The sequence below is a fragment of the Rufibacter roseus genome, from assembly GCF_001647285.1.
GTDB lineage: Bacteria > Bacteroidota > Bacteroidia > Cytophagales > Hymenobacteraceae > Nibribacter > Nibribacter roseus.
The window spans coordinates 291,902-305,053 of record NZ_LRML01000005.1; the positions used below are offsets into that span (position 1 = coordinate 291,902).

Consider the following 13,152-nt stretch of genomic DNA (forward strand, 5'->3'; position numbering starts at 1 on the left):
ACTCAGGGATGGTGCTATTCTGCTTAAATTCTAATCCTAAAATTAACTTTTCTCAAAGAAACACTTTCGAAAAGTTAATTTCCAAAGGGTTATTAACTTTCTGTCTATAAGCACATAGCATCAAAATTTAACAACATACATTCATTGTGTATAATAAAAATTATACATATCATTGCTTAGATAAAAAAAAATAATAAGTCCTCTGTAAGTCAGCGCCTCTTTGCACTGAACACATTTTAGGCATGATGTTTATGAAGTCTAGAGTTGACACCTGACCAAACTTCTTTGGCTTACCACAGCTTTTTATCACGGAAGAACTACCAAATCTGGTATCTATTCTTTTTAACACTCCGTCACTCTTTAAATTCAATGAGATCTAAATTGGGGAGTAAAACAAGGCAACCTGCCATCAAAACCTTATTATAACAGGTGTAGGCTAAAATTAGCGGAAGCAGAAAATAGCACTGGAGAGAGCAGGCAACTCCACCATAACTTTAATAATATTCTAACTTTCACCAAACCAGTATGATTTTTAAAACTACGCTATGTTATTTCACCTGCCTGAGTTTATCACTAGGCAGTGCAAACCTGCAAACCCAAGAACCGGTTTTGCAGAACGTCCGGGAGGTGACCAATGGCAAGATAGAGTACAGTAGCCCGGTATGGTCGCCAGACGGCCGAAAGCTGCTGTTCACCGACCACCACAATGACGCCCTGTACATAACAGAAATGGCCGGAAACGGCAGTGTGCAAAAGATAAAGACTGGGCAAGGAATTGGATACAAAGCTAGGTGGGCACCGGACAGCAAGAGCGTAATTTTTTACGAAAAGCAAACCACCCCTACTGGCTCCAGAAAACTTGTGGAAAAAAGCATTGATGTAAAGGGCGGCAGAGAACGCACCTTATCAGTAGACGGATCTCCAAAAGCCAACCGCACCTTCTCAGCAAAGAAAAGCCCCTCACTGAAAGTGTACATTAATCCCGAGACACTCAAACTGGAGGCCCGAAACGGAGAAGGCGAGCCTTGGGTTATCACCCAAGAGGAAGGTCAGTTCTACAGCCCATTGGTTTCGCCCGACGGAAAGAAGGTGATAGTGAACGAAGGCGCCAACATGTATTTGTACTCCATTGACGGAAAAGGAAAGCGCAAGAACCTGGGTGCCGGAATGCCCAACAGTTGGCTTCCCGACGGCAGCGGAATACTCACATTTGAGGATGAGTCTAAAGACGGCCATCATATCTCGGGCTCTGAGCTCTATTACATCTCCATTAGCACCAGCGCTAAAACCAAACTCACCAACACCCCCGACAGAATAGAGATGTGGGCGGATGTGTCTCCCGACGGAAAGAAAATTGCTTTTTCTGATGAAAAATCAGGCAAAATATATGTAGCCGATTTAAAAATCAAAAAGTAACACCTCATGACGAAGCATATACAAAACTATTCTTTGAAAGTAGCATTGGCTGTTTGCCTAGCTTTCTTTACGCTTACGGTACAGGGGCAGGTAATAGTCATAGACCCGGGGCATGGGTATAATGCAACTGGCGGTAACCCTGATGGGCGTACTGAGACGGAGATAGTAACAGCCCTAGAAGTTGGGCTAAAGCTGAGAGACCAGCTGAACAGCCAGTGCTCCAACTGGACAGTGCGAATGACAAGGAGCACCAGAGACGGGTGGGTTTCCTTGGCTCAGCGCAGAGACATGTCTAACAGCTGGGGAGCGGACAGGTTCCTGAGCATACACTGCAATGCAGGAGGAGGCACCGGAACGGAAACTTTCTGGTGCAACAGGACTACGCCAAACCAGACAACCAGCAGCACTTTTTCAAGAGAAGTTCAGGACCGAATGGCGGCAGGGGGCAGCTGGATAAGCCGGCGCTCTGTGGAAGATCAAAGCTACCTTACGTATCATTTAGGTGTTTTAAATGGCAACAATTCAGTAGGCGTACTAAGCGAGATTGGCTTCGTTGACAGAGCCACCGATGCAGCAAAGCTCTTGGACGATGCCTGGCGAGACAAATTTGCTGCCGCCTACGTGACGGCGCTTAAAAACAGCCTTGGGGTCACTTGTACGCCTTTAGCTACTCATACGCACATAGAGGCGGAGGACTACGCTTCTATGTCGGGCGTGGACAAAGAGACCTGCTCTGACACCGGTGGGGGCCAGAACATATACAACGTCGAAACCGGCGACTGGACCACCTACACCAACGTTCATTTCCCCACCACAGGAAACTACCTTATTGAGTACCGCGTGGCCAGCATCGTCAGCACCGGCATCATCAAGGCTGATCTTAACAACGGAGAGACCGAGTTGGGCAATGTGAATGTGCCTTCCACTGGCGGGTTGCAGACCTGGACCACCATTTCCCAGACCGCTAACGTGACTGCGGGTACTTATACTTTTAGGGTAAATGCGGTAGAAGGTGGTTGGAACCTGAACTGGATCAGAATAACGAAGCAGGGCGACGAGGTATTGTCAGTAACACCTGATGCTGAGTCAGCCAACGGCTTTGACCTTTACCCTAACCCAGCCGACAATACATTGTCCATCCGTTTCACTGGGAAAGTGGCTAGTGCCAGGGTGCTCAACTTAGTAGGCCAGACAGTTCTCACTCTGCCTACACTAACGAGCGGGGAACCAATTAATATCTCCTCGCTCAAAAGTGGCGTCTACATCTTGAACATGAACATCGATGGCAGGGAAGTAGTCAGAAGGTTCATAAAGAGGTAACAAGTTCAAGGCAGTCTTTGAGGTACCCGGTGCACCAAAGGCTGCCTTATTTTCATAAACGCTGCCTAATCCTCTGAATCTAATATTTCTTGATTTTTTTTGTTGCCTATTGTTCTTTGGCTTTGTAAGAAGACAACAATAGTACATTCGGCTCATTTACTGAGCCCATAAAAGCAAAAGCCCTTGTAAGTTAATACTTACAAGGGCTTTCTCATTCTAGGTAGACCCTACAATACAGATTTCGCACCATTTTATGAAGTCCATAGAGTTTCTAGCTATGTTGTAAACAAGAGAAATACACTATTCCTAGATCAGATTTGAGCTGCGGGAGCAGGGTAGACAGGCTTCTCGCACCGGAGTGACCTGCCTGATGCGCAAAACATCTGATACAGAAGAAACACCATAGGCAGATCATCTACTCCAACCATAAGATGACCTTGTCCGGTAAACTTTTCCGTAGAGGGGGCCGGCTTTGGATTGGGTCTCTGATCTGACCTACTACCAAATAGGAGAAGGTTAGCTCTACCTGAAGGCGGTGCTCGGCTTGGCAGACAGGAAAATGGCAGACTTGGCCATAAACAAGACCATGTAAGCGGAGGCTACCTCTGTGGCAGCTTGGTAATAGCAGTAAAAAAACAGGTATATAACTAATCAATTCCCTGCTTTTTCACACTTTTAAGGCACAGCATAGAAGCAGCATCAGAAAAACCTCTAGACACCAAAGTTTACATTAGTAATTCTTCCTTTCTAAGCTGTACATTTGCATTTAGTATGCTAGAATTTTCACTTTACAGCCGCTGGTTAAGACTTTTAGGTCTACCCCTGTTTATACTTTGCGCTATCATGCTGCAAAGTATGCCTGCCGCTGCTGTCCATTGTGAACATGACATAGCATTCAGCCTGCCGCTGCGGCCTATGACAGAAAAGCTGGTTACCCATACGGCGCCTGAGTATTCTGCCATGTCAGAGCAAAGCGTTTTAGAACAGAGTGAAAATGTAACCATAGAGGCTAACATTTCTTTTGGCGGCATTTTTCTTCCCTTAGGCATCTTTGGTCCAGTTTACCATTCTTTCTCTTTCCCGGTAAACGAAAACATACCTCCGTTTGCAGCCCGGGCACCAGGCAAAAGCTTTATCTCCCTTATTGCCCCTCTTATCATCCAACCGAACGCTCCGTAGGTTTCCGTCCATTCCGTGTCATTTGCATGATGGTTACCTTAAGTTTTGCTAGCCGCATATACTGGAGATAATCATTTTCCATTTCTGTAAAAGGGGCAAGCCGCTTCTTCAACGTTTAGCCTGGCCGTCAAAGGTGACATCAGAGGGTTTTTCCTATGGTCATTTGTTGTGCAGCGCTAATACATATGGACATGCAATTCGTATGGCAATCTTTACTTGCGCATGCTTAAGCTAAAGCTAATTACCTCTAACGGCACATTACAAGTCTTCACCTCCTTCCATCCACAGCTTTAACGGCAAATTCAAGTGCTTTATACAATTGTGTTTATGCATAAGCACTCAGCTCCATTTATACCTCATCTGAACAAAATAATTAACGAATAATGCTTCAATTAAAAGAAACGCCACTGGCAACTGCTGGTCAGGCCAAGATGAGCAAGTACCGCTGGACTATCTGCTCGCTGGTCTTTTTTGCCACCACCATTAACTATCTGGATAGGGCTGTAATTTCTTTACTAAAACCCTATCTAGAGACCGAACTTAACTGGACCTCCGCTGACTACGCCAACATTGAGATTGCGTTCAAAGTGGCTTATGCTTTGGGCATGGTGGGCGCCGGAAGGGTAATTGACAAGCTAGGCACCAAGATCGGCTACGCTCTTTCCACTTTTCTTTGGAGCGTGGCTGCCGTTTGCCACGCATTTGTATCCGGCACCTTCGGTTTCGGGGTAGCCCGGGCTTTTCTGGGAGTCACGGAGGCCGGAAATTTTCCGGCAGCCATAAAGACCACAGCTGAGTGGTTTCCGCAGAAAGAAAGGGCTCTTGCTACGGGTATTTTTAATTCTGGCTCAAATGTGGGGGCTATCATGGCACCACTTTCCGTACCTTTTATTGCTGAGACACTGGGCTGGGAATGGGCGTTCATTATTACCGGCGCCCTGGGTTTTGTGTGGCTTATCTTTTGGTTTCTTCTTTATGAAGTTCCTGCCCGCCACAAACGCCTGTCCACCGCCGAATTTGACTATATACATAGCGACGTAGACGATATGGCCGCGGTAGCGGTAGAATCAGAGCCTAAAATTTCCTGGGGTAAGCTATTGAACTTCAGGCAAACGTGGGCCTTTGTGATAGGCAAATTCCTAACTGACCCCATTTGGTGGTTTTACCTTTTCTGGCTCCCTGACTTCCTCAACAAACAATATGGCCTTAGCGGTACTGACATAGCCCTGCCCGTAGCCATGGTCTACACTATGTCTAGTGTTGGCAGCATTGGCGGAGGTTGGATTCCGTTGAGCTTTATCAGAAGAGGTTGGCCAGCCTTTAAAGCGCGTAAAACGTCAATGCTGCTGATAGCCTTTTTTGTATTGTCAATTGTTTTTGCGCAAGATTTAGGTAGAATGAACATGTGGCTGGCAGTACTGGTGATAGGGGTTGCCGCGGCGGCTCATCAGGCCTGGAGCGCCAATATTTTCACCACCGTTTCTGATATGTTTCCTAAAAGGGCCGTTGCTTCAGTTACCGGAATTGGGGGTATGGCGGGAGGCTTAGGAGGCATTTTGCTTTCTGCTTTGGTTCAGAAACGCATGTTTGTTTACTATGAGAGTATTAACCAGTTAGAAACCGCTTATTTCATCATGTTCCTGATTTGCGGCGCCAGTTACCTGCTTGCCTGGTTTATCATGCACTTAATGGTACCCAGAATGAAGCCCATCCAACTCTAGCACTCTACTGCCTTTGTCTTTTTCACTTTCTCATAAAGAGGAGGCTTCTATAAGTTTAGAATTGAAAATCATACGAATACTAAGTTGTAGAGCATGCCACAAGCTGCTCTGCAACTCAGTATTCAAATATCTGCGTTTCTATTTACGTATTCTATGGAGTTGCTACATCAACTGGTTGATTTTATCCTGCACGTAGACCACCACCTTGTTACATTAATCAGCAACTATGAAAGCTGGGTGTACCTGGTCCTTTTCCTGATAATCTTTTGCGAAACAGGTTTGGTGGTGTTCCCTTTTTTGCCTGGCGATTCTCTTTTGTTCGCCTTAGGAGCACTGGCAGCCGTTCCCTCTTCAGAGTTAAGTCTTCCTTTGTTACTGATCTTACTCTTTGTAGCGGCTGTTTTAGGAGATTCATTCAACTATTACACCGGCAGCAAAATAGGGGCCCGTGTTTACCTGAAAAACTATTGGTTTCTTAAAAGCAGTTACATAGACCAAACTCAGCATTTCTTTGCCAAGCACGGAGGAAAAACGATTATTTACGCTCGCTTTATTCCCATTATCCGAACCTTCGCGCCATTTGTGGCGGGCATTGGCAAGATGAACTTCCGCAGGTTTGCCATTTACAACGTAGTGGGTGCGGTGCTTTGGGTAGGTTTGTTTCTATTGGCCGGATATGCCTTTGGCAATATTCCGGTAATCAAAAGAAACTTCTCGCTCCTAATTCTGGGCATTATGGTTCTTTCTGTTGCTCCTCCGCTTTTTGCACTCGGCAGGAAGGCCCTTGCCTCCACCCCAATTAACCACAATAGCAGGAAGTAGTTTTTCCTAAAAACAAACACAAAAATTTACCATTATCAAACCCAATGAAGGGGAATAACGCAATTTGGAGGTTCCTTATATTTACCACAGCTGTTTTGTACAGCTTGGTTACTGGCTTTCAAGAAGGCCAAGTATTTGGTAGCTTCTCAGACCTGCCAAAGAGCGCTGATTTTGATGCCCAATATTATAGTCCGGTGGAATCGTGGGGCATCCCATGCCACATCGCCCAGACGGAAAGCCAGTTCACCGTCAGCACCAACTTTACCGGCCCATTCCTGAAGAACACCGGTAACGCCCTATCAGCTTCCAAGGTTAATTTGGAAGTGATTTGCTGCAGCGGCTTTATACAATATAGATCCTACGCAAGGAGCTTATTGATTTTGCTGAAGCAAGCCGACTTGATTTATCCTTTCCATGATTTCTGGTGATTAGTTTTTACGACTGTCCACATAAGCTCCTAAGGACCTTAACCAGCCTTTGGCCATACAACCAGGCTACATTAATTTTTTCGCAAAAAACTAAATTGAAATTTCATGGATTTATCATCATTTGCCATAGGGATGGCACTACTTATTGCCTGCATCCTTCCTTTCTACCTAATGAGTGCAAAAAATAAAAGAAGGGAGCAAGAGCAACTACAGGATCTTCTTAAACTAGCTGAAGAAAGCGGGTGCCAAATCACTCAGCATGACCTCTGGAATAATTCTTTAATTGGAATAGACAGCACCGCCAACATACTTTTCTTCCTAAGAAAGGTAAATGGCCAGGCAGCCTCTGAGAAGGTGAACCTGGCCCAGGTGCAGCATTGCCGGGTTGAAGATGTCAGCAGAACCATAACTAGCAAAGATGGCAACTACAGCAAAACTGACCAATCTGGCCTGGTGCTTACCTACCGGGACAAGGGAAGAAAGGAAACCAAGCTTGAGTTTTACAATGTGGAGTACGACAGTTTGACCATGCAAGGGGAACTTCTATTAGCCAAAAAATGGGCCGGAATCATAGCGCAAGCCATTTCAGCGAATAACAAATTATAGACTAAGCTTTGGGAAAGCACTGTGGCAGGAGTCTGGTGCTTTCCATTTAGTGCCCAGTCCTTAAAGCCTGTTTACTTTTATCAAATCTGTATGGGCAGGTTTGTCACACCAAACGGCTCCACCGTGCTGGAGGTACAGGATAAGTTCATGGTAGGTACTATGAGAATGTTTTCTTTTGTTGCTTAGGCAGCGCATAACAGCCTCCGCAATATTGCACAAAATTAAAAGGGGCTCTGGGCAAAGGGAAAGTAAAACCAGGAAGAGGAGATACCTTTATAAATTCCGTGCTTACACTTTCCATTCTTACACTAAATGGTTCATTATTTATAAAGCAAACAGAACAACTCTATCAACCGGCAGCGGCCTTGGATAATCTTGTGTTACTTGATCTATTGAGAGGCAATCTTTGAACCGAAAAATAAGTATCAAAGCATTAGCGACTGTAATGAATACATTCAAAAAAATTTTATGCTACCCTAACTAATAGAAAGATGTTAAACATTGTAATTCTTGCGGCAGGGTTTATCTGCCTTATACTTGGGGCAGATAAACTTGTAGACGCCTCTTCCAGCTTGGCCTCGAGATTAGGAATCCCCAATATAGTCATAGGACTCACTATCGTGGCTTTCGGCACCTCGGCACCTGAGCTGGTGGTAAACCTCTTTGCTGCCGTTGAAAACAATACGGAGATGGTACTAGGGAATGTCTTAGGCAGCAATATTTTCAATATTCTGGCCATTCTGGGGATATCTTCCCTCATATACCCATTGTCAGTCAAAACGAATACTACGTGGTTGGAGATTCCACTGAGCCTGCTTGCCGCCGTCGCCGTTTTGGCCGTAGCAAGTGATGTATATCTTGACAATTTGCCGACAGGCTATATTTCCAGAACTGAAGGCTCTCTTTTGCTTTTATTCTTCTGCATCTTTTTAGTCTATAACCTAAAAATAGCCCAAAATAGCCCGGCAGATGAAACGACGGAGACAAAGAACTACACCTATCTTAAAGCCATATTGTTCATTGGACTTGGTCTTGCCGGACTAATTCTAGGTGGCCGACTGATTGTGACTAGTGCCGTGGGTATTGCCCAGGCATTTGGGTTGTCGGAGAGGATCATTGGGTTGACGGTGGTATCCATAGGCACTTCTTTGCCTGAACTGGCGACATCAGTGGTTGCCGTACGGAAAAGGAATGTGGACATTGCCATAGGTAATGTGGTGGGCTCCAATATCTTCAACATATTCCTGATCCTGGGTGTCTCAACGGTTGTTACTCCACTAAAGGTCAATGCGAGTTCATTCCTGGACATAGGAGTGAATATTGCCGCCGGCCTTCTTCTGTTTATTTTCATCTTCACGGGCAGGGGCAGGCAGCTGGCAAGGTGGGAAGGAGCTACACTCCTGACCCTCTATCTAGCGTACCTTGCCGTGCTGGTCAGCCAGGGGTAGTTCAATATTTTAAAAGTTAAAATCCGGCTTTAAGGGTTGAGAGAGCGACAAATTGTGGATCGTTGATTTGATTTAGACGACTATAAATTAAGCCTCATTGGTGGGGAAAGAAAAATTTGCATACCCGCGGCTTTCAAAGTTACTTGACCGACAACCGATAATAATGTTTAGAAAAGACACTTTAGAAGAGAGAAATACTTTTAATAATGCAGAAATAGCCTTTGCGCACCATTCATAATTTGATCTTCTATGTGGGCAAAGGTAATATTCAGTCGCACAGGATGCCTCTGAACTTTCTGCCCCGATAGAACATCCACTATGTTTACCGCAATTGTCGGCGGGACTGTGACTGCCTCTAGGAACTGCTGCTCGAGTACCTCTGTAAGGGCTCTAGACACACTCACGGCAAGCAATACTTGCCAAGTGTTGGCAATTTGTGAAGATCGTTAAGCAAGGAGGGCAGCGGGGTTTTTAACGCGGCCAACCGGTAACGGGTATAAGAGGCGCCAGGTGGTGACAAACTGGGGGATGATTATGTTCATCGCACTTCGTGCCGATATAGATAAGCGGCAAGAACTCCTGTCGATTGTCTATAGAATAATGAAGTGGACTATGATAGGCTCAGATTTGGTCACCTGTAAAACGATAAAAGCCTTGCAAGCAGTTAACTTACAAGGCTTTATCTTACTGTTGGGTAGCGGGAACAGGACTACGAGTCCTTTATCTAGCTTTTACCAATCTTACCCAAAATCGCCCTAGAACGGCCTCATTCCATCATTTCACATAATCTAGGTAAACTTGACTAAAAGTGGTTAATGCATTTTTGTCACCTTTTTGTCACCTGTTTATCCTTACAGGAAGAAGGTAGAAAATAGTTCAGAAAACCTTCTTCCACTTGTAAGCAACCAATTTACCTTTGTTTCAAAGCTAAGTGAAGTAGATAAAAAAATGAAAGAGAACGCTGCAAGCTATTATTTAAAAGACAGCAAAAACGAAAAATCAAAAGTAGAAACCCTAATATTTCTTGATTTCTCCTATTACAGGAAAAGGCTAAGAATGTCTACCAAATTAAGTATCGCTCCTTGCAACTGGGATTCTAAGGCTAAGTTACCTAAAAAGAGCTTCATGAAATACATGGAACTCAAAGAGGAGCTAAGCCAATGTGAAAAAGAGGCAATAGAATCTTTGAACTTTTACCTTGAGCAAGGAACAATCCCAGAACCACGAACTTTAAAAGCACGCATTTTGGGCAAGACAAACCTCAAGCATGAGGCAGAAATCCTTGACTTCAAAGAGCGCTATATTGAGTTTATTGAAGAAAAAGGCATAGAGGTTAAAGAACTTACACTAAAGAAGTATAGAACACTCCTACTATTAATAAAGGAGTATGAGGTTAAGCTTACTTCAAGTGTTAGGTTTGACACTATAGATTCAACATTTGAAAAGAAGTTCAAGCACTTCCTTACTACTACAAGAAAACAGAAGACAGACACTGTAAGTAAGTACCTAGAGTGCTTGAAAGTTTATATGGAGTGGGCTTTAAACAAAGGCTATCATAAATTAATTGCTTTTAAAGGCTTTAAAACGCCCAAAACAAAGCCAGACGTCATTTATCTTACCTATAACGAACTAACAAAGCTCATAGATTTAAACCTACAAGACAATCAAAGGTTAGCAAAAGTGCGTGATATGTTCTGCTTCCAATGTCTTACAGGGCAACGGTTCTCTGATTTGGCAAGATTACGTTGGAATGAGTTAATAAAGAATACGTCAGGTCAAAAAGAATGGCACCTATTCCAACAAAAAGGGAATAAGCCTAAAAAATTGGAAATACTACTTGTTCCAGACGCACTTTCAATATTAAATAGGTATAGCAATGACAGCATGAACTCATTAGTTTTTGAGGAAATAAGCAACCAAAAGTTTAATGTGTATTTGAAGGAGCTGGGAAAGTTAGCAGGCATTAATGATAATGTAGTAGATAGAAGATACTGTGGAAAAGAGGCGGTAATTAGGTCTGGACCAAAATATCAGTTCATGACCAGTCATACTGCTAGAAGGACGTACGTGACCATTTCTCATCAAAGAGGCATGGATACTAAATCAATCATGAATGTGACAGGCCATGAAGATGCACGAACCATGCACAGATATCTTGGAAGCCATAAGGCACATACAAATAATCAAGCCCTTAAGGCTTGGATGAGGTAATAAAAGAGGGCTTTCAGCCCTCTTTTATTTTTCCACTTTGCATAAAATCTTTACAAAAACTTCTTTCACTTGTAAGCAACGGAATAATTTTGCATTACTAAATTACAGATACTCTTATTTATATATGCAAAGTAGAGAGTATTGGGAAATCAAACATTTTTTTATTTATTCATGGATTCAATTAACTTATTCAACAAATCTTTCATCCAAGGCATTGCAGAATCAATACTAAAGCTTCTTTTGCCAACTCTTAAAAACTTCATTGAAGAAACTTATTTAGCCAACAAAGAACCAAAGGACCTTATGCGCCCAGAAGAGGTGTGTAATTGGTTAGGTATTTCAATCCCTACGCTAGACAAGGCAGTCAAGAAAGGAGTTGTAAAGAAACACCAGCTAAAAGGCACCAAAGGGATTTACTATAGCGGACCTGAAATAAAGAAAGCTATACTAAGCAATCCTATCAAATAGGAATTATTTCTAATTCGCCCTTCCATACTCCCCTTTACTAGGAGCATGTGAAGGGCGTTTTCATTGTAAGAAATTTTGCAGTTAAGCAGTCACTAATTTCAACATCATGTCATAAATTAAGCTCTTCATGCCTATATTATATGCTCTCACATCTTCATTTGGCAGTTTACCATGGTAAATATTATTTCTAGTTTGAATTAGTTTCTTAAAATTCAGGTCATATTTTTCAGGTGATAAACTTAAGTAAACTAACAAGTTGTCAAATTGGTCAATTAATCCAGTTTTTTTAATAAAGTTCACTTTGTCACTAGCTTTAGACACAAAAGTTTCAGCTTCCGCTTCATCTACAATCTCTTTTATTTCTTTTATCTTCTCTTTGATAAACCTATCAGTGGCATTTACCCCTCTTTTAAAAGTATACTCTTCTTTTATTTTAAGACTATTACCAGCTATTGGAACTTCCATGCAATAATTCCTTATTTTTTCAATTATATTATACAAAATCATAAATGCAGAAGTATCATCTACATCTTTTGATTTTATTATCCTATTAGTACACTCTCTAAATAGGCTTAGATTATGAATAAAAAGATTAAAGTCTACAACTGCAATAAAATCATAAAAATTTGGGTATCTTTCTTTTAATAAATAGTCTTGAGATTCATCAATAGAATGATTTGAAAACTTTAATATTTGCCTTGTTCTATAGTTTTCCATCCTATTAGCTCTTATTCTAGCGTTAAAATAATCAATATTCTTCTGCCAGTAGAAAGACATTATCAGACATATATGCTCTCCAATTGCAATGATTTCATTATCTAAAAGATTATCAGAATCATCCGTTATTATCAAATACGCATCCCTTGATATAGTTATATCATACTTTGAAATATTGTCAAAATTATGTTCAAATGATAAAATAAAATTTATTGGACCAAAGTTTGTTTGTTTATTAGAATCCGAATAAATAAATGGCTCATAAAGGCTATCCCGACCTAAAAGGCCATAACGGATATGTTCATGCATATGTTGGAACACATTTTCAGTTAGTTGAAAACGACCATCACCTTCATAACTACTGTTAATAAGTATATGCATATTATCAATTGTTAAAACGACTGGCTTTTTGTCATGCTCCCAATAATTACTTCCTTCAATAAGAATCAAATTACTTTCAGAAAAATCAAATATTTCATGTATTTGCCATTTGTTTTCAACTGGTTTTGGACCTAAAAACTGCAGTACTTTAACGCCATTTTCTTTTAAATATGACAATTTTTCATACAAATACTCAGATGGTGAATAATAAATTGTTAAATAAAGAACTTCAGGCTTCTTTTGATTATATATTAACCTAGAATTATAAACTGAGTTTGTATATGGCTCTACTGGTTTTATGGCATCATCTAAGACATCGTAAGCGTCTTTAAGGTTTAAACTTATTAGGTTATCCCTTTGAAAATAATCTTTCATCATATTATAAAACTTGTTTAGGTATAGTGGGCTACGTTAATTGCTTAAAACATCTACCTT

General features: G+C 42.0%; 11 protein-coding genes. 10 read left to right on the top strand and 1 reads right to left on the bottom strand.

Features of this window, described 5'->3' with window-relative positions:
• Positions 1–525 precede the first annotated feature (525 nt).
• From A8O23_RS09645 to A8O23_RS09695, 10 genes are all read left to right on the top strand, one after another.
• Entirely contained in the window at positions 526–1,416 is an 891-nt protein-coding gene (locus tag A8O23_RS09645; RefSeq protein ID WP_066620181.1) for a TolB family protein, read from the top strand.
• Between the two features lie 6 nt (positions 1,417–1,422).
• Positions 1,423–2,736: an N-acetylmuramoyl-L-alanine amidase gene (locus A8O23_RS09650; protein WP_066620182.1), complete on the top strand. Its 1,314-nt coding sequence runs from the start codon at positions 1,423–1,425 to the stop codon at positions 2,734–2,736.
• A gap of 771 nt (positions 2,737–3,507) precedes the next feature.
• The gene (locus A8O23_RS09655) at positions 3,508–3,915 is read left to right on the top strand and encodes a hypothetical protein (RefSeq protein WP_153042143.1); all 408 of its coding nucleotides are present in this window, start codon (positions 3,508–3,510) and stop codon (positions 3,913–3,915) included.
• Positions 3,916–4,298: 383 nt separating this feature from the next.
• Positions 4,299–5,636 (top strand): MFS transporter, encoded by a 1,338-nt coding sequence (locus tag A8O23_RS09660; RefSeq protein WP_066620186.1) that lies wholly within the window; start codon positions 4,299–4,301, stop codon positions 5,634–5,636.
• Positions 5,637–5,729: 93 nt separating this feature from the next.
• Entirely contained in the window at positions 5,730–6,458 is a 729-nt protein-coding gene (locus A8O23_RS09665) for a DedA family protein (protein ID WP_239693376.1), read from the top strand.
• 104 nt (positions 6,459–6,562) lie between these two features.
• A complete protein-coding gene (locus A8O23_RS09670) occupies positions 6,563–6,886 on the top strand; it encodes a hypothetical protein (RefSeq protein ID WP_153042144.1) in 324 nt (107 codons plus the stop codon).
• Between the two features lie 105 nt (positions 6,887–6,991).
• Positions 6,992–7,492, top strand: coding sequence for a hypothetical protein (locus A8O23_RS09675; protein ID WP_066620192.1), 501 nt, complete (start codon positions 6,992–6,994; stop codon positions 7,490–7,492).
• Between the two features lie 491 nt (positions 7,493–7,983).
• Positions 7,984–8,940: a calcium/sodium antiporter gene (locus tag A8O23_RS09680; protein ID WP_066620194.1), complete on the top strand. Its 957-nt coding sequence runs from the start codon at positions 7,984–7,986 to the stop codon at positions 8,938–8,940.
• A gap of 834 nt (positions 8,941–9,774) precedes the next feature.
• Positions 9,775–11,151 (top strand): site-specific integrase, encoded by a 1,377-nt coding sequence (locus tag A8O23_RS09690; RefSeq protein WP_066620200.1) that lies wholly within the window; start codon positions 9,775–9,777, stop codon positions 11,149–11,151.
• A gap of 171 nt (positions 11,152–11,322) precedes the next feature.
• Complete coding sequence (locus A8O23_RS09695; RefSeq protein ID WP_066620202.1) at positions 11,323–11,619, top strand: hypothetical protein; 297 nt, start codon at positions 11,323–11,325, stop codon at positions 11,617–11,619.
• A gap of 81 nt (positions 11,620–11,700) precedes the next feature.
• Here the strand turns inward: A8O23_RS09695 and A8O23_RS09700 are convergent, their stop codons facing one another.
• The gene (locus A8O23_RS09700) at positions 11,701–13,095 is read right to left on the bottom strand and encodes a hypothetical protein (RefSeq protein WP_066620205.1); all 1,395 of its coding nucleotides are present in this window, start codon (positions 13,093–13,095) and stop codon (positions 11,701–11,703) included.
• Positions 13,096–13,152: the final 57 nt, after the last annotated feature.

Bases quoted from the DNA above. Each gene is read 5' to 3' on its own strand.
- A8O23_RS09645 (WP_066620181.1), top strand. From the start codon at position 526: ATGATTTTTAAAACTACGCTATGTTATTTCACCTGCCTGAGTTTATCA.
- A8O23_RS09650 (WP_066620182.1), top strand. From the start codon at position 1,423: ATGACGAAGCATATACAAAACTATTCTTTGAAAGTAGCATTGGCTGTT.
- A8O23_RS09655 (WP_153042143.1), top strand. From the start codon at position 3,508: ATGCTAGAATTTTCACTTTACAGCCGCTGGTTAAGACTTTTAGGTCTA.
- A8O23_RS09660 (WP_066620186.1), top strand. From the start codon at position 4,299: ATGCTTCAATTAAAAGAAACGCCACTGGCAACTGCTGGTCAGGCCAAG.
- A8O23_RS09665 (WP_239693376.1), top strand. From the start codon at position 5,730: ATGCCACAAGCTGCTCTGCAACTCAGTATTCAAATATCTGCGTTTCTA.
- A8O23_RS09675 (WP_066620192.1), top strand. From the start codon at position 6,992: ATGGATTTATCATCATTTGCCATAGGGATGGCACTACTTATTGCCTGC.
- A8O23_RS09680 (WP_066620194.1), top strand. From the start codon at position 7,984: ATGTTAAACATTGTAATTCTTGCGGCAGGGTTTATCTGCCTTATACTT.
- A8O23_RS09695 (WP_066620202.1), top strand. From the start codon at position 11,323: ATGGATTCAATTAACTTATTCAACAAATCTTTCATCCAAGGCATTGCA.
- A8O23_RS09700 (WP_066620205.1), bottom strand. From the start codon at position 13,095: ATGATGAAAGATTATTTTCAAAGGGATAACCTAATAAGTTTAAACCTT.